Here is a 25,155-nt window from a genome sequence, read left to right as displayed (position 1 = left end):
TATAGATTGAACCGCAAGAAGGAAAATGCCAAAGCCGGGAGAATAGGCTTTGGCACTTTTTTAGAAAAAACAATTATTTTTTGTCTTCTTCATCTTTGACTTCTTCATATTCCGCATCTACAATATTGTCATCGTTTGCGTCGGCGCCACCATTTTCTTGCTGAGCCTGTGCTTGTTTCGCAGCTTCTTCGTATAGTTTAACTGACAAATTTTGAACAATCTCTTGTAAAGCATCCTTTTTCTCACGAATTTCCTCAAATTCGTTTTTCTCGATCGCAGCTTTTAAAGCATCTTTTGCTTCTTCTGCTTTTTTCACTTCAGATTCATCAACTTTACCTTCAAGATCCTTGAGAGTCTTTTCTGTAGTAAAGATCAACTGATCTGCTTCATTTCTAACTTCGACTTCTTCCTTACGCTTTTTATCTGCCTCTGCATTTTCTTCGGCTTCTCTAACCATCCGATCAACTTCATCATCAGATAATCCTGAAGAAGACTTAATCGTAATATTTTGTTCTTTTCCAGTACCAAGATCTTTTGCACTAACGTTCACAATACCGTTTTTATCAATGTCAAATTTAACTTCAATTTGTGGGATTCCACGAGGAGCCGGTGGAATATCCGACAATTGGAAACGACCCAATGTTTTATTATCAGCTGCCATTGGTCTTTCACCTTGTAAAACATGAATATCAACAGCTGTTTGGTTATCTGCAGCTGTTGAGAACACCTGAGACTTTGCTGTCGGAATAGTAGTATTACGATCAATTAACTTAGTGAATACGCCGCCCATCGTTTCGATTCCGAGCGATAATGGTGTAACGTCAAGAAGTACAACATCCTTAACATCACCAGTTAATACACCACCTTGAATGGCAGCACCCATCGCTACTACTTCGTCAGGATTTACTCCTTTATGTGGCTCTTTCCCAGTCTCTTTACGAATAGCTTCTTGTACTGCTGGAATTCTAGTAGAACCTCCAACAAGAATAACTTTATCTATTTCAGACGGAGATTTCCCAGCATCTTTTAATGCTTGGCGAGTTGGCCCCATTGTTCTTTCGACTAGGCCGGAAGATAAATCTTCAAATTTAGCTCTAGTTAATGTTAATTCCATATGCAACGGCCCAGCTTCTCCAGCCGTAATAAATGGTAATGAAATTTGTGTAGAAGTCACACCAGAAAGATCTTTTTTAGCTTTTTCAGCAGCATCTTTCAAACGTTGCAACGCCATTTTATCTTTAGATAGGTCAATGCCGTTTTCTTTTTTAAATTCTTCTACAAGATGATCAATAATAACTTGGTCAAAGTCATCTCCACCAAGACGGTTATCACCAGCAGTGGCTAAAACTTCAAATACGCCATCACCTAGTTCCATGACGGAAACATCAAATGTTCCACCACCAAGGTCATAAACTAAAATAGTTTGGTCTTCGTCAGTTTTATCTAAACCATATGCGAGTGCCGCAGCAGTAGGCTCGTTAATAATTCTTTCTACTTCTAAACCAGCAATTAGCCCTGCATCCTTTGTTGCTTGACGTTGAGCATCATTAAAATATGCAGGTACTGTAATAACAGCCTTATCTACTTTTTCTCCAAGATAATCCTCAGCATATGATTTTAGATATTGAAGGATAATAGCTGATAATTCTTGAGGGGTATAATCTTTCCCTTCAACTTCTTCCTTAAAATCAGATCCCATATGACGCTTAATTGAAATGACAGTATTCGGGTTAGTAATTGCCTGACGCTTCGCTACTTCTCCAACTTGACGCTCACCATTTTTAAATGCGATGACAGAAGGTGTTGTTCTATTTCCCTCAGGATTTGGGACAACTTTTGGTTCCCCACCTTCAAGAACTGACACACATGAGTTTGTCGTTCCAAGGTCAATTCCAATAATTTTACTCATAACACTTTACCTCCTAAAAGTATGTAGGTTTAACGGTTTACTTTAACCATAGATGGTCGAATTACACGATCTTTCAATTTATATCCTTTTTGAAATTCTTCAATAACAATGTTCGAACCGTATTGTTCGTCTTCTATTTGCATAACAGCCTGATGGAAATTCGGGTCAAATTCCACCCCAACCGCCTCAATTTGTTCTGCACCTTCTTGTTTGAGGGCGTCGATCACCGCACGGTAGACCATTTTCACCCCTTCAAGAAGTGCCTTAGTTTGCTCATTTTCAGGCTCTATCGCGATGGCACGTTCTAAATTATCAATCGCTGGCAATAGATTAGTCATTAAACTTTGTGCTCTATATTTTTCGCCTGCCTCTTGATCTAATCGGGCACGTCGACGGAAATTTTCAAAATCAGCATATAGACGGAGATAACGGTTTTCAGCTTCATCTAATTTTGCCTTTAATTCATCCAATTGTTCAGATGGTTTATTTTCTTCCTGATTGTCAGTTCCCTGAGCATCTGCTTGGGTTTCAACTTCCAGCTCATCACTAATAATGGTTTCAACCGCTTCTTCTGTCTGTTCATTACCTTCAGTATGTTTTTTCATTTCTTCGTTCATTATTACCATTCACCTCCTTAAAATAAAAGCGTACGCGACGTACAAAGCGAACTGATGTTGACTCATCGTTGTAGATATGTGGAAAGTTCACTAGTCGCTAGAGCGCTAAATAAAAGCGATAGCGACTAATAAACAATTAATAAAACGAATCGGAAAATTGGCTGATTTCTTCAATATTGCCCTTTATCGATTTAACGATACAGATTCGTTAAAACTAAACTAATGTCTTTACTAATAACATCTAGCAGGCTGATCACTCTAGAATATTCCATTCTTGTAGGGCCCAATATAGCGATTGTTCCAACATCGTCACTACCTATGGAGTATGTAGCAGTAATGAGGCTACAATCCTCCATCATTAAATTTTTATTTTCTTTTCCAATTTTGACATTTATTCCTCGTGGTGTATGTTTAAACAACTCATACAATCCATCTTCTGCTTCAATCATATCTATTAAAGAGCGAACTTTTTTAAGATCATTAAATTCGGCATGGTTAAGCATATTCATCTTACCGCCGAAGAACAATCGATCTCCTGCTGGAATCTCAACTGTATCTAATAAAATTCTAAATAGATAATCGTAATGTTCAATATTACGTTGAAGTAGGTATGCCACTTCTTTATCGATAGTACTTTTCAAATCAGCAATTGGAACACCTGACAGCTTGTCATTTAAAATATTTACTAATTTTTCTATTTCCCCTGAAGCAATCGTATCAGGCAAAGTAAAGATTCGGTTCTCCACATGACCCGTATCGGTAATAATGATCGCAACAGCCGTATCTTCATTTAAAGGTACAATTTGTAGTCTCTTTAGGCGATTCTCTTTCACAGCAGGACCTAACAAAATGGCCGTATAGTTAGTCAGTTCTGAAAGAATTTTGGCAGATTTTTGCGCTATATTTTCAAGCTCATACATTCTTTCGTTGAATATCGAATGAATCTTATTAATATCGTTTATATTAAGCTCTTCAGGGGATAGTAAATGATCCACATAGTATCGATATCCTTTTTCAGAAGGTACTCTACCAGACGATGAGTGAGTTTTCTCAATAAACCCCCACTCCTCTAGATCGGCCATTTCATTTCTGATCGTTGCCGAGCTAAGCGAAATTGGAATCCTTTTTGATAATGTTCTTGAGCCGACGGGTTGTGCTGATCGAATAAAATCATCAATAATAACCTGTAATATAAGTAGTTGACGATCTGATAACACCACATATCACCTCTGTTAGCACTCCGTTCAACTGAGTGCTAAATCTATTAATAAAAGTATCAAAATGATTAGATGATGTCAACGTTTTTCACTTCAATTTAAGTTGTTTATGAAAGTAAAAATGATTGAAAAACTTCATTCCCAAGAAATCGTCCAGCTTTTGTTAATCGAATATTTTCACCATCAATACATAATAAGCCTCTATCCTTCATTTCCCCAATCGATTCTTCAAAAAGAGTCAGCGGACTTATTAAGAACTTTTCTTGAAATTGATTAATGGATACACCTTTTGTTTTTCTTAAGCCAAGAAACATTTCTTCTTCCATTTTTTCCTTCTTAGTTAATTCATTTGTTTCAAAGATCGGTCTTTCCCCAGTCAATAAAGGCTCTATATATTTTTTTAAAGGACCGGCATTCGAGTATCTTGTACCATTAACATATCCATGGGCACCTGCACCAAATCCGAAATATTCCTCGTTATTCCAATAAACAAGATTATGACGACTTTCATATCCTGATTTTGAAAAATTACTAATTTCATATTGTGCCAAGCCGTGATTCTCCATTGTTTCCATTAATACTTCATACATTTTCGCCTCAGCATCTTGTCCTGGCAGTATTAATTTCCCTTTTCTCATTAAATTATAAAAAACTGTCTTCGGTTCTACAATTAATGAGTATCCCGAGTAATGTGGTAGATCCATAGCAAGTGCCTTTTTAAGCGTATCTTGAAAATCACCGATTGTTTGTCCAGGTAAGGCATAAATTAAATCAATACTAATATTATTAAAGCCTAGTTTCTGTGCTGTTTCTATGGAGCGATATACATCTTGCACACGATGTGACCGGCCAATTTTAGCGAGAAGTTCATTATTAAAAGATTGAACACCGAAACTTAGTCTATTCACTCCATAGTTAGCAAGGATACTCAATTTTTCTTCCGTTAGGTCCCCTGGGTTTGCTTCGAATGTAAATTCTCCTTGATTGAAAGGCAAATGTTCTCTTATTCCCCGACAGAGAACATCCAGCTGTTTTTCGTTCAAAGCTGTGGGCGTCCCTCCACCGACAAATATCGTCTCTAGTTCTTCTAAAGACAATTGATCATGTACTATTTCAAACTCCGTAATCAGTGATGTAATATACTCATCAACTGGCTGACCCTTTAGAAAAAATTTATTAAAATCACAATAATAACAAATATGTTCACAGAACGGAATGTGGATATATGCTGCTTTCATAATTACACCTTCTAATCTACATAGAAAAAGGAAGCTTAGCGCAAGTCCATACCTGGCCTCGGCCTCCCCCTTCTTTTACGATCCATTTATTTTCCTGATTCGTCCCTTTTTAAGACAGCCATAAAAGCTTCTTGAGGAACCTCAACCGATCCAACTTGCTTCATTCTTTTTTTACCTTCTTTTTGTTTTTCCAATAGTTTACGTTTTCTGGAGATATCTCCACCATAGCATTTAGCTAAAACATTTTTCCCCATTGATTTGATAGTTGAGCGCGCGACTATTTTTTGACCTATCGCCGCTTGGACTGGAACTTCAAATTGTTGTCGTGGAATAAGTTCTTTCAACTTTTCAACAATGGATTTGCCTCTTTCGTATGCGAAATCACGGTGGACGATAAAACTTAAAGCATCTACCTTTTCTCCATTTAGCAAAATATCCATTTTCACCAATTTAGAAGGCTTGTAACCAATCATCTCATAGTCAAAAGAAGCATATCCCTTTGTATTTGATTTTAATTGATCAAAAAAATCATAAACAATTTCAGCGAGCGGGATTTCGTAAATGACATTGACCCGAATGTCATCTAAATACTTCATATCAATGAAATTCCCTCTCTTACCTTGGGAAAGTTCCATTACCGCACCAACATAGTCATTGGGAACCATCATTGACGCCCTCACATACGGTTCCTCAACATGATCAATTTTTTGCGGGTCTGGCATATTAGATGGGTTATCGACATTGAGAACTGCACCGTCCGTCATTTCAACTTTGTAGACTACACTCGGCGCAGTAGTAATTAAATCAATTTTAAATTCTCTCTCTATTCGCTCTTGAATTATTTCCATATGAAGTAATCCGAGAAATCCACAACGGAAACCAAAGCCTAGGGCCTGGGATGTTTCCGGTTCATATTGAAGAGATGAGTCATTTAATTCCAGTTTTTCAAGGGCTTCGCGTAGATCATTAAATTTATTGGAGTCAATTGGGTAAAGACCACAAAACACCATAGGATTTAGCTTTCTATAACCTGGAAGCGGCTCTTTAGCAGGAAATTCCGCATTTGTAATGGTATCCCCTACACGTGTATCTCCAACATTTTTTATGGAGGCGGTCAAAAATCCAACATCCCCAACAGTTAGTTCATCAACTAAGACTGGCTTAGGAGCATGAACTCCTACTTCAACCACTTCAAACTCTTTACCTGTCGCCATCATTTTAATTTTATCTCCGGCTTTGACTGTTCCATCAACAATACGAATAGAAGCGATTACTCCTCGATAAGCATCATAAATTGAATCGAAAATCAGCGCTTTTAAAGGTGCATCCGGATCACCTTTTGGAGCTGGCACCTTCTCGACAATTTGCTCAAGTATATCCTCGATGCCAATTCCGGCTTTAGCAGATGCCAGTACGGCTTCAGATGCATCAAGCCCAATCACATCTTCAACTTCTTGTCTAACCCGTTCTGGGTCAGCGGCCGGCAGATCAATTTTGTTAATCACAGGCAGTATTTCCAAGTCATTATCTAAAGCTAAGTAGACATTAGCTAGCGTTTGAGCTTCAATTCCCTGCGCAGCATCAACTACTAAAATTGCTCCTTCACAAGCTGCAAGGCTTCTAGATACTTCGTATGTGAAATCGACGTGCCCTGGTGTATCAATAAGATGAAAAATATAATCCTCACCATTTTTAGCATGGTATTTCAACTGAACAGCATTTAATTTAATCGTTATTCCGCGTTCTCTCTCTAAATCCATCGAATCTAGCAATTGCGATTTCATTTCTCTAGCAGTAAGAGCTTTAGTTTTTTCTAAAATTCTATCCGCAAGTGTAGATTTTCCGTGATCGATGTGAGCAATAATAGAGAAATTACGGATCTTCTCTTGCCTATTTATTCTTTCTTGACGATTCATTTCTTTTTCTCAACTCCTGTTAATCGGCGCATGTTGCTAGGGTAAATTATAACAGCAGTGGTACCAAAAGGGAAATAGAAAAGCGGAAAGCGGCGTTTAGTGACGTACGAACTTTTATTATAATAAGGATGAACAGCTAAAGACGCGCCGTCCTGGCGCAACGCCGTTCTGACCAACATCCTGTCGGCCCGAGATATAGGAAACACGATGAGCCTGATAAGGCGAATCGATGTTGACTTATCGTAGGAAGAAGTGGAAAGTTCGCTAGTCACTGCCGCTTGGAGCTAGACAATGAAAAGCGGAAAGCGGCGTTTAGTGACGTACGACTTTTTAAGTGATAAGAAAAGGCACTCTGCACAGAGCACCTAGGTTACTTGATTATGGAATTAAGCTTGCAATAAAATCTATAATTGTTTGAAAAATGGTTGTGACGATCTCCGCTAACAACTTTCCTGCTTCCGAAAAAAAGTTAAAGGCTTTTGCTTTTTCTATTTTTTCCTTTTTATCGTCCAAACTAAACGGTGGTAAATCATTACCTAAAACGGCAGCTTGAACTTCGCCTTCCGGTGTTTTTTGTACAGTGACAGGTGTTTGGAAAGACTGATCATTATATCCCTTCATATCCATCATGCCTTGATTTGCTTTATTCATTCCAATTAATATACCTACAAATAAGGTAAGGATAAGTAAAAAGGTTTTTAATATAAATTTTTTCATCTTTCCAACACCTTTCTATCATTTACTCTATTAAAGGCTATGTCGATAGGACAAATGCTAGAACTGGTTAAGGAAAAAAGAGTACCCTTACCTTGTTTTAAACCCTGTATTCCCTTGGTCTACAGCTGAGTGTAAGGCAGCATTCAAACCTGTTGACAAAAGATTCGCCATATCTTCAATAAAAACATCAACTTCTTTTGGTGTAACCATTAAATTATGTCCAAGTGGTGATAATACTTCGTGAATGAGATGTCTCTTTTCATCTTCCTCTAATACTCCAAGCATCCCTAAAAAGGTTTTTCTCTCACTTTCACTAGGCATATCTTCATCAGTTAATTTACGTTTTTCTCCAAATGTCATTCCTGCTGGTGTAAGTGATCTAGAAGCTTTGCTAGAATCCCTTAATTCCTTACCAAAATGTTTTAAGATAAAGTCGATAGCATCACTCGTAATCGTCACAGCATCAACGACTGTTGGAACTCCAATAGAAATAACAGGTACACCAAGAGTTTCTTTACTTAATTCTTTACGCTTATTGCCCACGCCAGATCCCGGATGAATTCCTGTATCTGATATTTGAATCGTAGCATTTACTCTTTCGATTGAACGGGACGCAAGTGCATCAATAGCAATAACGAAGTCAGGTTGTGATTTTTCAACAACACCAAAAATAATATCGCTTGTTTCTATTCCCGTTAGTCCCATTACTCCTGGTGTAATCGAACTAACTGGCCTATATCCTTCTTCAACTTGATGAGATTCAAGTTGAAATAAATGCCTTGTAATGATTAAATTCTCACAAACAGCCGGACCAAGTGAATCAGGTGTAACATTCCAATTCCCCAATCCTACAACAAGACAACTTGCGTTTTTTGGCAGATTTAACATTGATAAAAACGCACTAAATTCCTTTGTGAACACTTTTTGCACTCTTTGTTGAATATCACTATCTTGGGATCGAATTCCTTGCATTTCTAATGTTAGATAATGACCCTGCTTTCTCCCTAGCTTTTCTTCACCCTCGGGAGTAATCGTTACTAATGAAATTTTCACACCGTCTTCGGTCTTATCCTTAACAATAACCCCTTCAATTTCCCTCTTTTTTGTCTTTTCTTTTTTTTCTACATCAGCTTGACCTAATGCCATCTCAAACGCCTCTTTAGCAAGGTCAGTTCTGATCGAATATTTTTGTAAATCCAGTTCATTTCCAGCCAAGGAAAACCCTCCCATCTATTCTTTCTTTCTTTCTTTCATCTTTTCCTTTCCATTCATTTTTCATTCAGAAGTATTGCAATCCTTCATTTCGTTTGATAAAATATCCTTTGTTCTTATATAGTTAAATGGTGATAGTCGAGTAATATAGATCTCGATGCTATTCAGGAGGTGAAAGTAAGTGCCAAACATTAAATCAGCTATTAAACGTGTTAATATTAACGAATCAAAAAATGCACAAAACACAGCAGTAAAATCTGCTATGCGTACTGCAGTTAAAAAATTCGAAGTTGCTGTTGACGCTAACGCGGAAGATACAAAAGAACTTTATAAAAATGCCGTTAAGCATTTGGATAAAGCTGCAACAAAAGGTCTAATCCACAAAAACACAGCTAACCGTCAAAAAGCTCGCCTTTCTAAAAAATTGAGCCAAACATCTTAATAAAAGCCATGCGCATTTGCTTGCCTTTAGTTCGATAAAACGGAGACAACGCTATGCGCTGGAACTAGATATACTAAAAAAAACGCCCCAGTTAACGGGACGTTTTTTTATTTACTTACTACTTAATGTACTTAGCTTCAGTAAAAATAATTCCAGGGACACTTCTCTGCCTGATCCTCCGGTTTTCAATTGTTCGTCTGTTTTAGCTAGTAAATCCATAATTTCGGCTAACTCCAATTCCGTAAAAGATCGTGCCTGCCCAGAAGCAAGCTTAACTCGATACGGATGAACTTTTAACATACTTGCTATTTGCTGCTGACCGTACCCCCGCTTAATTAACTCCTTAACTTGATAAATCAAGCGAAATTGACTAGCTATTAGTGCTAGCACTTTAATTGGTTCCTCATTTTGTTTACGTAAATCATAATATATTCTAAAAGCGTCCTCCATTTTTCGTTGAACGACTTTCTCAATTAAATCAAAAATATTTTGTTCTAATGATCTAGATGCTAGCTTTTCAACCATTTCAACATCAATAACCCGAGCTTCCCCCCTACCATATAGTGCCAATTTTTGAATTTCTGAGTACAAGCGCATTAAATCTGATCCAACGAGGGTAAGCAAAAGCTCTGACGCTTGATCGCTTATTTCCACCCCACTCGTTTTTACTTGCTGTTTAACCCAAATAATTATCTCCTTTTCATTAAGTTTTTTTGCCTCAATGACTTCAGCATTTTTCTTAAGTAGTTTCGTAAGTTTCTTCCGTTCATCTAACTTTTCGTAAGGCCCCGCAAATACTAAGATCGTATAGGGTGCCGGTTCGAGAATATATTCTTCTAATTTTTTTAAGTTATGTTCGACTTTATCCTTCGACTTTTCCGCGGTTAAAAATACCGGATTATGTAAAAACACTAATTTTTTCTCACCAAAAAAAGGAAATGTTTCAGCATCTTCAAGAGCTTGTTCGATCGATGTTTCTTCTAAATCATAAACTGATAAATTAAAATCCATTTCTTCATTTGTTAACACATTTGCCACTAATTTTTGCTTCGTCTCATTGATTATATAGCTCTCGGTTCCATATAATAAGTAGAGTGGTGCAAAATGCCTTTTTTCTATTTTATTCCAAATTTCCATACCGTTGACCTTCTCTCATACGTGATCCTTATACTATCGTATGAAAGTAGAGAGCATTTGACAAGTAGAATTAGGGGACAAATCCCATCATTTGTCCCCAATCTATAGTGAACGTTTCAGAGAAAGGCCTAGGATACTTAATCTGAAACGGATTTAAAGGGCGCCGTTGTATACTTCTCGAGAAGTCAATAAGAAGATGTGGTGAACTCCTTCTTGTATCTTTATTGTAGCCTTCATCGTAAAAAGTATAGGTGTCAACTCTTGACAACAGTGGTAAAGGAAAATGTGGATTTATTTTCAGTATTCGTCTATACTATAGTGGTAAATAGGAGGGATAGTTCGAATGAATGAATTTGAGAAAAATGTCCAATCTAAGCGGAACGACCTTATCGACTCCGGCATCGGCTTTGTTGTTTCATTTGTATTCTTTACAGCAATCTTTGTGATTGGGACGGTTATTGAAATCATTGGTAAATAAATATCAACAAGTCAAATTCGTGAAGAGAGAAGTTTGTTATACAGACTTCTTTTTTTATTGGTGAGGAAGAACGGATAGATAGCGCCAAAAACATTGTTGTTTTATCATTTGTTACATCTTATTGCAAAACAGTCTTAAAGGTTCCTATCCGATTTGAAAAAACATAATGAACTGCCCCTTGTTGATCTGTTCGAAAGATATGCACATTATAGTCTTCAAGGAGCTCGACTACCTCTTCATGAGGATGCCCAAATCGATTATTTTCCCCAGCTGAAATAATCGCATATTGTGGATTAACCTTCTTGAGAAAATCCTCTGTAGTTGAAGTTCGACTCCCATGATGTCCGATTTTTAATACATCTGCTTTCAGTTGCTTATATGATCTAATTAATTCCCACTCCCCTTCTTTTTCAATGTCCCCCATAAAAAGCCAATTTAAGCCGCCGAAATTTGCTAATAAAACAAGTGAATCATTATTACCTTCATAATTTTCATCAAAGGGATAAATGAAATAAAAATCACCCGACAAGTTATTCCACGAAATTCCAGCTCTGCCTTCTTTTATATGAATCCCCTTTTTCCTCGCTGAAATAACGATGTCTTTCATAACTGGTTTTACCCATGAATTTGGTGAAATGTAAATTTCTTCGATCGAGATATTTTCGATCAAATCCTCTCCAGCTCCAATATGATCTATATCAGCATGAGTCAAGATGAGTTTGTCTAGTTTATGAATCCCTTTACTTTTTAAAAGAGGCAATAAAATAGCTTTGCCTACTTTATACGGCTTTTTTCTTCGTTGCCATTCTTCTTCAGTAAAATTGACCGTTCCCCCAGTATCGATTAAATAAGTTCCTCGATTATAAGGTAATTTGATTAAAATGGAATCACCTTGACCAACATCAATAAAAACAACCTCTCCAGTGGGCGAGTATTGAACGAATAATAAATGACCGACCAAGATCATTGTCAACGGTAAGAAAGCAACAATCTGTTTCTTTTTATGCTCGGTAATTAAAAAATAAGCTAAAACCCCTAATATCATAAGAAACAGACTAAGCATATTAGGTTTTCCCGTTACGATCACTGCATACTTCCACGAAGAAACAAAAGTAGCAGCCCATTCTGAAAAAGCTATAATTTCTGTAATTGGTTCTGCAAACAGAGAAAATAGATAGGGGATAGTTTGAATAGACCATAAAAATAACATCGCCGGCAAAACAATAATGGTGTAAAAAGGGACAAATATGATATTAGCTAAGATGCTTAGTATGGAAAATTCATAAAAGTGGTAAGTAAGAATTGGCAAGGAAGCAAACATGGAGGTTAAGGATACATTCAACAGTTTAATGAACACTGAACCTTTCAAAGTCTTTTTGGAAGTTATGATTAATGCAAACGTAACAGTAAAAGATAATTGAAAGCCAACATTATATACAACGTAGGGATCAAATAATAAAAATACGATAAAACTTAAAGAGAGTGTATCAAGAGTAGTTAAAGGAAAACGCCATCTCTGCGAAGATAATAAGAGGAGGGTCATAATAATCGCTCGAATAACAGGGGGATTACCTCCACTTATGACTGCATAAAGTGGGAGGAAAAAAACTAAAATCCAGTAGACTGTTTCTTTAGTAAAACCAATACGAATAAAGAGAAAATAAAAAAAACCAGAAATTAGCCCAACATGTAATCCCGATATGGCAAGTAAATGAACTACACCTAATCTTTGATAACTCTCGAAGGTATCATCTGAAAAGGCTGAACGATCACCAAAAATAAGTGCATTTGCATACGGAATAAGTTTACTCGGGAAATTTTCCTCAACGGATTTTATCCCATTATTGCGCCCATTCCTTAATACAGATAGAAATGAGGTTGTTTGTTTGCAATCCTCTACAGTAAATTCACTCACTTTTAACATCCAATGAATATTTTGCTTATTAAGATACATTGCATAATCAAAAGCATTCTCATTTCTGCTTCGAGATGGCTGAACTAATTCTCCGCTCAGCGTACATGCAGTGCCTGAACGTATTCTAGTTTCAAATTGATATTTTTTTGCTTCACTTAGAATTTTATGAGTGAGGAGAAACTTTTCTTGTTTTGAGGAAACAACGGCTCTTAATTGGTTACCGTCAATTTGGGGGACATCATCGAAAGTGATCGATAATTGAACCTTACCTTCATCATAAATTGTGTGATGATTCCGTTCGCTTACAAATGCTGAAAGGACAAAAGAAACAAACATAAAACAAAAAATAATCATCAGCTTCGATTGTTTTTCTAACAAGATTCTAAAAAAAATGATTGTAGAAAATAACAGCGAAAGATAATGGAACTCAAGAACAAACAAAACACCTGAGAGTGCTGCGAGTGCAAGAAAAACCCATCTTCCTCTTAACATAACATCCCCTCTATTATTTGGTCGAGAGGCACTAATATTTCTTTAGTTGCCTCTTCTAATCATTTTAAAGGTCATTAGCTAAAGTCAAGAATATATCCTTATTTAAAGAAACTTTTTCTATTTTAACACCAGCCTGTTCAAATATTTCTAACGCATAGGGATGATTTTTATAATCCTTTGCATAATAAACAGCTTTAATCCCAGCTTGTATGATTGCTTTAGAGCATTGCAAACATGGAAAATGTGTAACATAAATTTCAGCACCTTCTGTTGCAACACCAAATTTAGCACATTGCAGAATGGCGTTCATCTCAGCGTGAATCGTCCGGACGCAATGATTATCAATAACATAGCATCCTTCATCAATACAGTGAACTCCTCCCGCAATCGATCCATTGTAGCCACCAGCTATCATTCGTTTGTCTCTGACAATAGTTGCTCCTACAGCAAGTCGTGTGCACGTACTTCGGAATGATAATAGGTGACTTTGTGCCATAAAATATTGATTCCACGGTATTCTATCCATCTTCTTCTACCTCTTCTTTTTCTTTTAGTTTATATTATTTTTCTAACTAGGAAAACCCCAGTTTTAAAATGCATATACTTTTTTCATATTATTTGACAGTAATGGAATCTTTTAGTTTTTCAAATGTCTTCTCTCCTATTCCAGATATTTTCATCATATCTTCAATTTCATGAAACTTCCCATTTTCCTCACGATATTCAATTATCGCTGCTGCTTTTCCAGGCCCAATGCCAGGAAGTGTTTCTAATTCTGCAGAACTCGCTTTATTAATATTGATCTTTGAGTTTTTTGATGTAGATTCTCCAGAAGAAAGTGCCGCTTCATTGACTTCACCGATTTTTGGTATATAGATTACCATTTCGTCATGAACCTTCAACGCAAAATTAACCTGACTTTCATCTGCAGATTCTAATAATCCTCCTGAACGCTCAATAACATCAAAGACTCGATCTTCCACAGATACTTCATATAGTCCGGGTTGTTTAACAGCACCTTTTAAATCAACATAATACTTCTCTAATATTGGTTCAGTTTCAGGAATGTTTTCTTGGACTTCTTCTAACCATATTGGAGAATGAGTCTCAATTTCTGCCTTTTCCCCACTTTGTTTGTAAAGAAAAAGAAAACCAACAATAATAAAGCATAGTCCTCCGACAACTAATGATTTGTACTTCTGAAGCCAAATTAACAATTTTTAAAACACCTCACTTTTGTATGAATATTCTTTTATCATTAGCATACATTTGTTAGGAGTAATGGATGAAGGAGGGAGAAGAATGAAAGTCGGAATCATCGGAACTGGGAATATGGGTACAATTCTTTCTGAAGCATTAATCACTGGTCGTGCAATATCTCCTTCAGACTTAATTCTCGTCAACCGAACGATATCCAAAGCTATGAAGCTTAAAGATAAATATAATGACATTAGTGTAGCTAGCAGTATTAAAGAAGTTATCCTTGGAACAGATCTTATGTTTTTATGTGTAAAACCAAAGGATTTTTACTCCTTGCTTGAAGAAAACAAAGAATATTTTAAGAATAATCAATGCCTTGTATCGATAACAAGTCCAATTAAACCGCAATGGCTTGAAAAGATAGTCCCTTGTTCGTGTGTAAGGATAATACCAAGTATCACGAATCGTGCACTGTCTGGAGCCACGCTTTTCTCATTCGGAGAGCAATGTAAGGATGATTGGAAAAAGACACTAATAACAATGCTATCCAATGTCTCAGAACCAGTTATAATAGATGATGAGATTACACGTGTCTCTTCAGATATCGTCAGCTGCGGACCCGCTTTTTATAGTTATATTACAAGGAAATTTATCGAAGCAGCCGTAACTGAAACTGCCATCGACGAAAAAACTGCTGTGAAATTATTTGAACAAATGTTAATCGGACTTGGAGATATACTGAAAAAGGGATATTATTCATTACCTGAATTGGAAGAAAAAGTGACAGTCAAAGGCGGAATTACTGGTGAGGGTATCTCAGTTTTGGAGAAAAATCTAGAAGGTGTTTTTGAAAAAGTGTTCTATGCAACCCATCAAAAATATTTTACTGAAATGGTTGAAATAGAAAATGATTTCCATACTTAATACAATATATTAGCTTAAATATTAATATTCTGCAAGAAAATAAGCTGACCTAAATAGCGGAGCATTCCGACGTTCGAAATTACTCCGCGGAAAAGGACAGCTTTTGTTTATTTTTTTTGGCAAGCAAAGAAAATCCGCTCTGATTTTTCGGCAGGAGAATTCCCTGAAAAGTCCGCCGTTATAGATAAAACTGAAAAACCAGCTTCTAAAAGCCATTTTGTGTAAACTTGTACAGGGAAAGTTCGCTGTTTATGTAATTCTTCAAATCGTTCGTACATTTCCGAACTATTTTTTTGAAGAAAAAAGGTAAGCTCATGTTCAACAGAATATTCGTGTTCACCAGGAAAACAATCCCATATATAAGCTATTTCTTCTTCAGCAAGAGCGAAAGTAGCATTCATAAAAATTTGTTCAATTTTATATAGTGAATGGACATCAAATAAAAATAATCCATCCCGCTTTAAATGTTGATTTACACCCTTAAACGTATCTCTAACCTGTTCTGGCGTTGATAAATAATTTAAAGAATCACAAAAAATCGTTACAATATCAAAAACACCTAAATCCTCTAACTTCGACATATCTTGTTCAAACAAAGAGATCTCAACATTCGCTATTTCGGCTTTCTGTTGTGCAATCATTAACATATCTGAAGATAAATCTACGCCCGTAACATCATAACCAGTTTTTGCGAGCATAACAGATAACTCTCCTGTTCCGCAACCCAAATCTAAAACCCGTTTCCCTTCTATTGCTGCACTAGTTAGTTTTCGCTCAAGAAATTGCACCCATTCGGGATATGGGACATCCTTCATTAATACATCATAGACCGAAGCAAATCTTTCATAGGTCACTGTTGCAGTTCTCCTATATTTTCAATCGGTGCATCTCCCCATAGTTTTTCCAAATTATAGTAACTTCGTTCATCTCGATGGAATACATGGGCAACAACGTCACCAAAATCAAGAAGAATCCATTTCGCTTCGTCAAAGCCTTCCATTTTCTTTACGAAGGTTCCAGTTTCTTCGACTACATCTCTCATTTCCTTAGCTATGGCTTGCACCTGTTTATCAGAATTCCCATGGCAAATGATAAAATAATCTGCTATTAATGATACACCTTGCATATTAAGAGCTACAATATCTTCAGCCCTTTTATCATCTGCTGCTTTAACAATTGATTTTAAAAGTTCACTTGTGTTCAAAAGCGTTTTCCTCCCTTTATGATTAAACTATTATATGCCTCAAAGGTATCCGGAAAAATAGAGGCATTTTTTTTAAGTAAAAACAAAATAGTATTACTTAATGCCTTTAATACGGCTTGATCAAGGCTGATTTCTGCTAGTTCCCTTGTCTCTTCTATTCCCGGAAAACTTCTACCAGGTTCTATATAATCTGCTAAGTAAATCACTTTTTCCAGCAGGGACATTCCTGCACGTCCTGTTGTATGATAACGAATAGCAGCTATTACATCAGGATTAGCTATTCCAAATTGCTCACAGATTATTCTCGCTGCTACTGGTCCATGCCAAAGTTCGGGAGGGTATACTAAAAGACGCGAATCTTCATTTGTTAATTCGATCCTTCTCTTTAATTCGTCAATCGGCATCAGTTTTGCATAGTCATGAAATATGGCAGCTAATTCCGTCTGCTCTATATCAGCCCCATACTTTTCTGCAAGTTTTATCGCACATTCTGTTACCCTTAAAGTATGCTGATATCTTGGCCCCTCACCAAGTTGTTTCTTGACAATAGTTAATGCTTGATCACGATTCATATAAGTAATTCTCCTCTATATAACTGATTACTTTGTCAGGCAATAAGTATTTAATTGATTCACCCATCTTTCGCCTATCTCTAATCAAACTAGACGAAATATCAATTTGGGGAACCTCAACAGAGGTAACAGGGTATGGACTTATCAGTTGATAATTAGGTCTGTTGACGCCGATAAAGTGAAGTTTCTTTACAAGTTCCTCAATCTTATGCCATTTTGGTAAATACTCCACCATATCTGCTCCAATGATAAAATAATATTCCTTCTCTGGATATAGTTGCTGCAAGATATTTATCGTATCGATTGTGAAAGATCTTCCTTGTCTCTCAAGCTCGATTTTTTCGATGGAAAAAGCAGGTTGCCCCTCAATCGCCAGTTCAAGCATTTCCAAACGATTGTTTAGAGTGGTTCCACTTGTTCTGTTTTTGTGTGGGGGTTCCTGATTAGGCATGAATTCCACTTGATGTAGATTAAGACGGTGGAGAACTTCATTGGCAATAATCAAATGGCCAATATGCGGCGGATCAAAAGTCCCCCCCAATATACCTACTCTTTTTTTCAATTCATCCAATCTCCTTATGGTAAGACAATTTGTTTATTTTCTCGAGATTCTTTATAAATGATAATAATATTTCCAATGATTTGAACAAGCTCAGCTTTTGTTCCCTTCACAAGACTATCAGCAACACTTTCTCGATCTTCATCACAATTTTGAAGAATACTTACTTTCATTAATTCCCTTGCTTCCAAGGCCTCATTAACTTGCTTTATCATATTGTCATTCACGCCGCCTTTTCCCACTTGGAAAATAGGTGAAAGATGATGTGCTTTTGATCTTAAATAACGCTTTTGCTTTCCTGTTAGCATATTTTTCCTCCTAATTGTTTCTTTACAGTATTTGCCATTCTTTCTACATCTGGCATGATCCCTGTCCATCTTTCAAAAGCTAAAGCTCCCTGATAGACAAACATACCCAACCCATTTTGTATCTGTGCTCCTTTTTGCTTGGCCCCAGTCAATATAGCCGTTTCGAATGGATTATAAATAATATCCGAAACAAATGTATCACTCCTTAATGCATCCAATGAAATAGGGCTGCTTGAAAGATCAGGATACATTCCAATAGAAGTTGTTTGAATAATCAAATCATAATTTCCTAATTCTGCTTCTGCTGAAGAAAGTGACAATGAGGTCGAGTTCCCCTGATATGGACAGTCTAAAATTAATTTCTCAGCCCGTTCTACCGAGCGATTGCAAATATCAATATTGACGATGCCTTTTGACAGAAGGGTATAAAATATCGCTTTTGCTGCCCCTCCTGCACCGATAATTAAAACTCTCTCATTATCAAAGTGTTCTTTCCAATCTGCCTGCAATGCTTTAATAAAACCTTCTCCGTCCGTATTATAGCCAATAAATTGATCATCTTCTCTAACGACTGTATTAACGGCTCCAATCGCTTCTGCTAGTGGATCTATTTTATCAATCAATGGTATGATAGCTGTCTTATGTGGACTCGTTATATTAAACCCTTCCACCCCAATAGCTTTCATCCCTTTCACCGCATCCTCTAGATCTTTCGGTTTTATATGAAATGGCTGATAGTGTGCGTGAATACCTAGCTGCTGAAATTCTTGTCCTTGCATGACTGGTGACATAGATTGTGCAATAGGATCGCCAATAACACCATACAATTTCATCAATCAATCCTCCCCCTCACAACTCCCTATTTCTATATTAGCGAACGTCTTAACATCACACTAACACCCTTCGGAACGTACGCTGATACTTTCGCACCTGGTTCATTCACCGTCACCCATCCTAAGCCAGAAAATACAATATCTGTTTTTCCTTCTTTAATCGTAAATTCTTGACGAATTAACTCAGGGAATTGATCAAGTTCATTTTTTCGTGGTGGGTGTAACATTTCCCCCACATGGTTTCTGTACAATTCATCAGCATTTTCCAATTTGGTTCTGTGTATAGACAGATCATTAGCCATATGACATACGAGTGAACGACGGCCACCTCGTTCATAATCTAGCCTTGCCAATCCACCAAAAAAGAGTGTTTGTTGTTCATTTAACTGGAAAACTCTCGGTTTTATTTCCTTATTAGGCATAATAACCTTAAAATCCTTTTTCCCAACAAAATGGGCCATTTGATGATGATTAATAATTCCAGGCGTGTCGATTAGTGCTTTCCCATCTTCTAAAGGAATTTCAATCCGATCTAAAGTAGTTCCAGGAAAATGTGAAGTTGTAATAACATCACTACTACCAGATGCTTCTTTTATAATGCGGTTAATTAAGGTTGATTTCCCAACATTCGTACATCCCACTACGTAGACGTCTTTTCCTTGTCTGTATAGATCTATTTTTTCTAGAACTTCTTTTATATGAAATCCTTTTTTTGCACTTGTTAATAAGACATCAACTGGTCTTAGACCGAGCTCATTTGCTTCATTTTTCATCCAATGTATTAATTTATTTTTTTTAACCGACTTCGGCAGAATATCTGCTTTATTTCCAATTAATAGTATAGGGTTATTCCCTACGAAGCGATGTAATCCTGGAAGCCAACTCCCGTTAAAATCAAATATATCAATTATTTTAACTATAAGGCTGTCCGTTTTTCCTAATTGATTTAAAATATTTAGGAAATCCTGATCTGTCAATGATACATCTTGAACTTCATTGTAATGTCTTAGGCGAAAACAGCGCTGACAAATAACCTCTTCCTTATTGAGGGAGGAGGTGGGGGCGTACCCAATTTTTTCCGGATCTTCTGTCTGGATGATAATTCCACATCCATAACAAGTATTTTCATCTGTTTTCAATTTGATTCCTCCCAATTAATCAAACCTCTTCGTTTAAAATTAGCCATTATTCCCCTTTCCACTTTACGATTAAATTTAGTGAAAAATCCATCTGATTTAGCAACAGGAACAACAAGTATCGTATATATCCCCGCGCGATTCCCACCAAATATATCAGTTAATAATTGATCACCAATCATAACCGTCTCTTCTTTCGTAAGACCCATAATTTTCATCGCTTTACGAAAAGCTGAGCCAATTGGCTTTCGTGCCTTATGAATAAAAGGAATGTTTAATGGCTCGGAAAAAATTCTTACTCTTTCTTCGTTATTGTTTGACACAATCATGATTTTCATGTTTGCACGTTTCATCTCTGCAAACCATGCGATTAATTTTTCTGTCGCATGGGGTCGATCCCATTCAACTAAAGTATTGTCAAGATCTGTAATAATTCCTCTAATTCCTCTTTTTTTCAATTCTTCAGGGTTAATATCGTATATGCTTTTAACATATTCGCTAGGTAAAAACTTATCCAACAACACTTTGCACCTCATCTGCTAAAAATTATGTATTTCAATCTTATCTAATTTTTGACATAATCGCATCTTTTTCTTTATAACTTTCTACTTTGTTTTCTATAACTAAAAGAGTTTTCGACAAAAACCACCATTTTCACAAATTGTGGATAACTTTATACACTGATTAAAAGTATATATACCAAGCGTTTATTTGACTATTCACAAGTTGCCCACAAGTTATCCACTTAAGTTTGTGGATAAAAGAACGCTTGTTCCAATTCATTTCTTCTGCTAAAGTGAGAATATGAAAGGAAGAAATAACCTACTATCTTATTCCTTTATATTCTGTTTTAGTACTAGTATTGCTGGAGGTGAAGCTGATGAATAAGCTATCAGATGAACTGTTGATTGAATCTTATTTTAAAGCGAAAAAACTCAATTTGAATTCAGAATTTATTCAGCTAATTGAATTAGAACTCCACCGGCGATCGTTAGGAAAATACACAAAAAAAATGACTGTAATTACAAGCTAAGAAGGACAGTTAAGCAGAGCTTACAGACACCCTTCGTTTAGACTAGATCCAGAACTCGCCAATCCTTAATTACCATTTTAAAAGTGCCTCTTATATAAGGCACTTTTTTATTATACCGCTTAAATTATTTCCCAGCTTTATTTATACTAAAAACTTGCCCAACTTTTCCCCCATTTTGACCTCTACGGGCAATTCATTTCTCTTTTCAGATTGAAAGGTTCCTTTTTCAAATAAGAGAACTACTGTTGAACCGAAAGAAAAATAGGCTACTTCCTCTCCCTTTTCCCATTCCTTTTTGGGCTGAACAATTACAATCGAATTAATGAACATTGCACCAACCTTCACCATCGCCATCCGCGATTCCCCATGTGTTAATTCTGAAATAATACGAAAATTTTTTGACAAAACTTGATCCCCGTATTTCAATCCTAAACGATTGACAGGATACGATTTTCTTCCTAATTCATATTGATTTGTAACTTGTCCAGTTATTGGGCTATGAATTCTATGATAATGAGCTGGGCTTAAATAAATAATTAAGAAATGACCACCTTCATACTTAGCAGCTTCTTCAATTCCACCGAGCATTTCAGAGATAGAGTAAACTTTTCCTTTTATTGTTATCGAACTAGCTAACTCAATTTCGCCATGTTCCTCTAATACTCCATCTACTGGACTTGTAACTGTATTTTCTTCTTGATCAATAGGTCGAATATCAGGATGTAACTTTCTTGTGAAAAATTCATGTAAACTTTTATATGTTTTAGGATCGTCAAGCACTTCTTCTAGATTGATATGGTACATTCTAGCATAAGACTTTATAAAAAGCCTACTAAAACGTGATTGTGCAAACGTTTGAAGAATTTTTGATAAAACTACACCATTTGTTAGTTCAATTAATGACCGATAAAACCTTTGCTTCAATTTGTTCGTCCCTCCATTAATTTTGTAGTTAACTTTTTTTAATAAACGGTTTATAATTGATAATAATGAAAACTTCTTTAGGGAAGGAGGGTTTTAATTGTTTTTCGCCAATGTTTTAGATCAAACCATTCGAAAACTTAAATCGCAAGTTGCTAATGTATTAACACTTATTAATTTGGGGTTAGGTGGTTTTGCAATTATTGCAGGAATTAACGGCCAATTGCATTTAAGTCTTATCCTTATATTTATCGCCGCTCTTTGTGATCGATTCGATGGAATGACGGCACGTAAGTTTCAGATTGAATCTGAACTGGGAAAACAGCTTGATTCAATGAGTGATATTGTCTCATTTGGCGTTGCACCCGCATTGTTATTATATCAAGGAATTCTTCATATGTACGGCTTCCCTGGCATATTCTTCACTATATTTTACATTGGTTGCGGAGCATTTAGACTTGCTAGATTTAATATTACAGAAAGTAACGGTTTCTTCACTGGTCTTCCTATAACTGCAGCAGGCTGTATTCTGACTCTTGGCTATCTTGCAATCCCATATCTTCCTTCGTACTCATTTTTATTTATTATTTTAATCCTATCCATTATGATGATCAGTACATTTACATTCAAAAAAGTGTAAGCTAAGCTGGTTTCGTATATTTTGCGAAACCAGCTTTTCTGTATTAGCTGAATTCATCACGAAGGCTCCTCGTTTAGTACCTTTTTTTGTGTTCATTGTCGTCATTGATCATTTTTATTCCAATGGTTTCACATATCCTCCCCGCATTCCTTCTTTGCCAAATCAACATGGAACATGTATAAAAAATACGAGTGTCGCTTCTTTTTCACCATGTTCTCATTATAAAAGACTATTCTCGTTTTTAACAATTCTTAAGGTTACGGAAGTTTTTTTATAAGACAAGCAAAAGTCCCACATTTAACTCATATACATTAAAATACAGCCTAAGCTCAGTTGGAGGTGAGGATTTGTCCGGAATTTTGGCGGCCCTTAGTTACTTGTTTAAAGAATTAATTTTCCTTGTTTCATATGTAAAAAATAATGCCTTTCCTCAACCGTTAACTGCAGAGGAAGAAAAGCATTACTTACAAAAGATGGCTGATGGAGATGAGCAGGCTCGCGACATTTTGATTGAACATAATTTACGGCTTGTAGCCCATATTGTAAAAAAATTTGAAAGTACCGGAGAAGATTCAGAGGATTTAATATCAATTGGAACAATTGGATTAATTAAGGGGATCGAGAGTTACTCTTTCGGAAAAGGAACAAAATTAGCAACATATGCGGCGAGATGTATTGAGAATGAAATTTTGATGCATTTACGAGCATTGAAAAAAACAAAAAAAGATGTATCTCTGCATGATCCAATTGGGCATGACAAGGAGGGTAATGAAATATCTCTAATTGATGTATTAAAATCAGATTTAGAAGATGTGTTCGATACAATTCAATTAAATATGGAACTAGAGCGAGTAAGAGAATACATTGACGTATTAGATGAGCGAGAAAAAGAAGTTATCGTCGGTCGCTTCGGTCTTAATTTGAAAAAGGAAAGAACACAAAGAGAGATTGCAAAAGAATTAGGTATTTCACGTAGCTATGTATCAAGGATCGAAAAGCGTGCGCTTATGAAAATGTTTCATGAATTTTATAGAGCAGAAAGAGAAAAATTGAACAACACTAAAAAGGATAGTTAGAATAAAGCAGAAGGAGCTTCCCAACCGATTTAGGAAGCTCCTTCTGTCGTTTTATACTCTTTTTATTATTTCAAGTACTAAATTTGCGGAATTTATAGCTGCTGTTTCAAGGAACTGATCAAAGGAAAGGTGGGATTCCTTTCCTGCGATATCTGATAAAGAACGAATAATCACAAACGGGATTTCAAATTGCCACGCTACTTGAGCAATTGCCGCTGCTTCCATTTCTACAGCTTGCAGTTCAGTAAATTGATTTCGGACAAACTCCACTCTAACTGGATCATTCATGAAAGAGTCCCCTGTTGCAATTAATCCTTTTACAGTTTGAATACCATTAATTGTTTTTGCAGCTGTTTCTGCAACTTTTATTAACGATGAATCAGCGTTAAAAGCTGCAGGCATTTGGGGAACTTGCCCATATTCATAACCGAAAATAGTAGCATCTACATCATGATGACGAACTTCAGTAGATATAACAACATCTCCTACTGCTAAATCGGGATTATAGCCACCTGCTGAGCCAGTGTTAATAACGACATCAGGCTTGTATTTTTGTAAGAGAATAGTTGTAGACATGGCAGCATTTACTTTTCCTATGCCAGATTTCAATAGTACTACTTCCTTCTGGCCAATTTGTCCACTTGTATATTCACTGTGAGCGATGATCTCTGTCTGTGCATTCTCAATTTGATTTCGTAGTAATGAAACTTCTTCTTCCATTGCTCCAATGATTGCTATTTTCAACATTAAAACCCCTATCCCTTAATATCATTATTTTTTGTCGTTTGTTATTAATTTTTTTACCTCTGTAGGCTTCCATCCCGCTCCATCTACCCACTCAATATGCACTCTATAAGTATCTGAACTGCCCTTTTCGGAAACAGTAAGAATTGCTTCCTTGTCGGGATCATCCCCTCGTTCCGTCCACCAATTAGTCATATTTTCTACTGAGATATTAATGGCATATGCAGCTGCTTTCTCTTTTTCTTGCCAATCTAAACTTCCCATTTCACGAGAAGGTTGATGTCCAGATGTTTGCTCAGTTCCAATAGGTTGCCACGAAGGATCAATGATGACCTTTTCCACATTTGGTTCTTCGCCATTCTTTTCTATTACCTCATCCAGCTCTTCTTCTTTCTCGGTAGGTGTATCATTTTTATTAGTTTCTGATTCGTTAACCTTTTCTTTTTGATCGGCTGTTTCTTGTTTTATTATTTTTTCCTGTTCTTTATTCAATTGTTCGGTTTTATTATCCTTAAGGAAAATGTTCCCGCCAACAATAAGAATAAGAATGATGACGATAGCAATTAGCGAATTTAATATAATATTTGTTTTCCTACGCTTTGTTCGTTGTTCATACCGCGAACCCATTCCATTAAAATTAGTGGGCACCAAAATCCCCTCCATTTCTATAGCCATTATCATATCATACGTCTATAGAAAAGGTGAATTGAAAAAT

At 36.3% G+C, this 25,155-nt stretch carries 28 protein-coding genes; 6 read left to right on the top strand and 22 right to left on the bottom strand.

All coding sequences use genetic code 11. The annotated features are described in order from the left end of the window. Positions 1-73: 73 nt before the first annotated feature. The 7 genes from dnaK to gpr form a co-directional block, all read right to left on the bottom strand. Positions 74-1,909: a molecular chaperone DnaK gene (gene dnaK, locus BN1243_RS02130; protein WP_062104633.1), complete on the bottom strand. Its 1,836-nt coding sequence runs from the start codon at positions 1,907-1,909 to the stop codon at positions 74-76. Positions 1,910-1,938: 29 nt separating this feature from the next. Beyond that, on the bottom strand, positions 1,939-2,526 hold the full coding sequence (grpE, locus tag BN1243_RS02125) for a nucleotide exchange factor GrpE (RefSeq protein WP_062104632.1): 588 nt from the start codon (positions 2,524-2,526) through the stop codon (positions 1,939-1,941). Between the two features lie 191 nt (positions 2,527-2,717). Further along, a complete protein-coding gene (hrcA, locus tag BN1243_RS02120) occupies positions 2,718-3,743 on the bottom strand; it encodes a heat-inducible transcriptional repressor HrcA (protein WP_062104631.1) in 1,026 nt (341 codons plus the stop codon). A gap of 107 nt (positions 3,744-3,850) precedes the next feature. After that, on the bottom strand, positions 3,851-4,981 hold the full coding sequence (gene hemW / locus BN1243_RS02115; RefSeq protein WP_062104630.1) for a radical SAM family heme chaperone HemW: 1,131 nt from the start codon (positions 4,979-4,981) through the stop codon (positions 3,851-3,853). 86 nt (positions 4,982-5,067) lie between these two features. Then, positions 5,068-6,897: a translation elongation factor 4 gene (lepA, locus tag BN1243_RS02110; protein ID WP_062104629.1), complete on the bottom strand. Its 1,830-nt coding sequence runs from the start codon at positions 6,895-6,897 to the stop codon at positions 5,068-5,070. Positions 6,898-7,275: 378 nt separating this feature from the next. Then, positions 7,276-7,614, bottom strand: a complete 339-nt coding sequence (locus BN1243_RS02105; RefSeq protein ID WP_062104628.1) for a DUF3679 domain-containing protein — start codon at positions 7,612-7,614, stop codon at positions 7,276-7,278. 87 nt (positions 7,615-7,701) lie between these two features. Continuing rightward, positions 7,702-8,844: a GPR endopeptidase gene (gene gpr, locus BN1243_RS02100; protein ID WP_062104627.1), complete on the bottom strand. Its 1,143-nt coding sequence runs from the start codon at positions 8,842-8,844 to the stop codon at positions 7,702-7,704. A gap of 163 nt (positions 8,845-9,007) precedes the next feature. Between gpr and rpsT the strand changes: the two genes are divergently transcribed. After that, entirely contained in the window at positions 9,008-9,268 is a 261-nt protein-coding gene (gene rpsT, locus BN1243_RS02095) for a 30S ribosomal protein S20 (RefSeq protein ID WP_062104626.1), read from the top strand. A gap of 111 nt (positions 9,269-9,379) precedes the next feature. Here the strand turns inward: rpsT and holA are convergent, their stop codons facing one another. Further along, positions 9,380-10,405 carry a DNA polymerase III subunit delta gene (holA, locus tag BN1243_RS02090; RefSeq protein ID WP_062104625.1) on the bottom strand — a complete coding sequence of 342 codons (1,026 nt, stop codon included), beginning with the start codon at positions 10,403-10,405 and terminating at the stop codon, positions 9,380-9,382. A gap of 343 nt (positions 10,406-10,748) precedes the next feature. Between holA and BN1243_RS21485 the strand changes: the two genes are divergently transcribed. Continuing rightward, complete coding sequence (locus BN1243_RS21485) at positions 10,749-10,883, top strand: YqzM family protein (RefSeq protein ID WP_084781783.1); 135 nt, start codon at positions 10,749-10,751, stop codon at positions 10,881-10,883. A gap of 118 nt (positions 10,884-11,001) precedes the next feature. Here the strand turns inward: BN1243_RS21485 and BN1243_RS02085 are convergent, their stop codons facing one another. The 3 genes from BN1243_RS02085 to BN1243_RS02075 all read right to left on the bottom strand — a co-directional run bounded on the left by BN1243_RS02085 (position 11,002) and on the right by BN1243_RS02075 (position 14,507). Beyond that, positions 11,002-13,290: a DNA internalization-related competence protein ComEC/Rec2 gene (locus BN1243_RS02085; protein WP_062104624.1), complete on the bottom strand. Its 2,289-nt coding sequence runs from the start codon at positions 13,288-13,290 to the stop codon at positions 11,002-11,004. A gap of 64 nt (positions 13,291-13,354) precedes the next feature. Continuing rightward, positions 13,355-13,816, bottom strand: a complete 462-nt coding sequence (locus BN1243_RS02080; protein ID WP_062104623.1) for a ComE operon protein 2 — start codon at positions 13,814-13,816, stop codon at positions 13,355-13,357. Between the two features lie 88 nt (positions 13,817-13,904). Further along, positions 13,905-14,507 (bottom strand): helix-hairpin-helix domain-containing protein, encoded by a 603-nt coding sequence (locus BN1243_RS02075; RefSeq protein WP_062104622.1) that lies wholly within the window; start codon positions 14,505-14,507, stop codon positions 13,905-13,907. Positions 14,508-14,592: 85 nt separating this feature from the next. On the opposite strand from BN1243_RS02075, the gene comER reads away from it, so the two are divergent. Then, positions 14,593-15,414, top strand: coding sequence for a late competence protein ComER (comER, locus tag BN1243_RS02070; protein ID WP_062104621.1), 822 nt, complete (start codon positions 14,593-14,595; stop codon positions 15,412-15,414). Positions 15,415-15,521: 107 nt separating this feature from the next. On the opposite strand, the gene BN1243_RS02065 is transcribed toward comER, so the two are convergent. The 8 genes from BN1243_RS02065 to BN1243_RS02030 are packed head-to-tail and all read right to left on the bottom strand — an operon-like array spanning position 15,522 to position 20,547. Continuing rightward, positions 15,522-16,268 (bottom strand): class I SAM-dependent DNA methyltransferase, encoded by a 747-nt coding sequence (locus BN1243_RS02065; protein ID WP_062104620.1) that lies wholly within the window; start codon positions 16,266-16,268, stop codon positions 15,522-15,524. After that, on the bottom strand, positions 16,265-16,618 hold the full coding sequence (gene rsfS / locus BN1243_RS02060; protein ID WP_062104619.1) for a ribosome silencing factor: 354 nt from the start codon (positions 16,616-16,618) through the stop codon (positions 16,265-16,267). The genes BN1243_RS02065 and rsfS overlap by 4 nt, the downstream gene beginning before the upstream one ends. Continuing rightward, entirely contained in the window at positions 16,615-17,190 is a 576-nt protein-coding gene (gene yqeK / locus BN1243_RS02055) for a bis(5'-nucleosyl)-tetraphosphatase (symmetrical) YqeK (RefSeq protein ID WP_062104618.1), read from the bottom strand. Before yqeK ends, rsfS begins: the two co-directional genes overlap by 4 nt. Continuing rightward, positions 17,180-17,752: a nicotinate-nucleotide adenylyltransferase gene (locus tag BN1243_RS02050; RefSeq protein WP_062104617.1), complete on the bottom strand. Its 573-nt coding sequence runs from the start codon at positions 17,750-17,752 to the stop codon at positions 17,180-17,182. Before BN1243_RS02050 ends, yqeK begins: the two co-directional genes overlap by 11 nt. Positions 17,753-17,766: 14 nt before the next feature. Next, positions 17,767-18,057 (bottom strand): ribosome assembly RNA-binding protein YhbY, encoded by a 291-nt coding sequence (gene yhbY, locus BN1243_RS02045; protein ID WP_062104616.1) that lies wholly within the window; start codon positions 18,055-18,057, stop codon positions 17,767-17,769. Continuing rightward, a complete protein-coding gene (gene aroE, locus BN1243_RS02040; protein ID WP_154669787.1) occupies positions 18,051-18,893 on the bottom strand; it encodes a shikimate dehydrogenase in 843 nt (280 codons plus the stop codon). Before aroE ends, yhbY begins: the two co-directional genes overlap by 7 nt. A 29-nt stretch (positions 18,894-18,922) precedes the next feature. After that, complete coding sequence (gene yqeH / locus BN1243_RS02035; protein ID WP_062104614.1) at positions 18,923-20,029, bottom strand: ribosome biogenesis GTPase YqeH; 1,107 nt, start codon at positions 20,027-20,029, stop codon at positions 18,923-18,925. Next, positions 20,026-20,547: a YqeG family HAD IIIA-type phosphatase gene (locus tag BN1243_RS02030; protein WP_062110303.1), complete on the bottom strand. Its 522-nt coding sequence runs from the start codon at positions 20,545-20,547 to the stop codon at positions 20,026-20,028. Before BN1243_RS02030 ends, yqeH begins: the two co-directional genes overlap by 4 nt. Positions 20,548-20,906: 359 nt before the next feature. On the opposite strand from BN1243_RS02030, the gene sda reads away from it, so the two are divergent. Then, positions 20,907-21,059, top strand: coding sequence for a sporulation histidine kinase inhibitor Sda (sda, locus tag BN1243_RS02025; protein ID WP_062104613.1), 153 nt, complete (start codon positions 20,907-20,909; stop codon positions 21,057-21,059). 141 nt (positions 21,060-21,200) lie between these two features. Here sda and BN1243_RS02020 read toward each other — a convergent pair whose 3' ends face one another. Beyond that, on the bottom strand, positions 21,201-21,983 hold the full coding sequence (locus tag BN1243_RS02020; RefSeq protein ID WP_062104612.1) for a phosphatidylserine decarboxylase: 783 nt from the start codon (positions 21,981-21,983) through the stop codon (positions 21,201-21,203). A 97-nt stretch (positions 21,984-22,080) separates the two neighbouring features. On the opposite strand from BN1243_RS02020, the gene pssA reads away from it, so the two are divergent. Continuing rightward, a complete protein-coding gene (gene pssA, locus BN1243_RS02015; protein WP_062104611.1) occupies positions 22,081-22,620 on the top strand; it encodes a CDP-diacylglycerol--serine O-phosphatidyltransferase in 540 nt (179 codons plus the stop codon). 347 nt (positions 22,621-22,967) lie between these two features. Next, a complete protein-coding gene (sigK, locus tag BN1243_RS02010; protein ID WP_062104610.1) occupies positions 22,968-23,696 on the top strand; it encodes an RNA polymerase sporulation sigma factor SigK in 729 nt (242 codons plus the stop codon). Positions 23,697-23,747: 51 nt separating this feature from the next. Here the strand turns inward: sigK and mtnN are convergent, their stop codons facing one another. Together mtnN and BN1243_RS02000 are read right to left on the bottom strand one after the other, a co-directional pair. Further along, positions 23,748-24,440 (bottom strand): 5'-methylthioadenosine/S-adenosylhomocysteine nucleosidase, encoded by a 693-nt coding sequence (mtnN, locus tag BN1243_RS02005; RefSeq protein WP_062104609.1) that lies wholly within the window; start codon positions 24,438-24,440, stop codon positions 23,748-23,750. Between the two features lie 27 nt (positions 24,441-24,467). Further along, complete coding sequence (locus BN1243_RS02000; protein WP_230200079.1) at positions 24,468-25,121, bottom strand: YrrS family protein; 654 nt, start codon at positions 25,119-25,121, stop codon at positions 24,468-24,470. Positions 25,122-25,155 lie beyond the last annotated feature (34 nt).

Origin of the sequence: Bacillus niameyensis, from assembly GCF_001375535.1 — a bacterium.
In the GTDB taxonomy this organism is placed as follows: domain Bacteria; phylum Bacillota; class Bacilli; order Bacillales; family Bacillaceae_C; genus Lederbergia; species Lederbergia niameyensis.
This window is presented reverse-complemented; position numbering and strand designations above follow the sequence as displayed.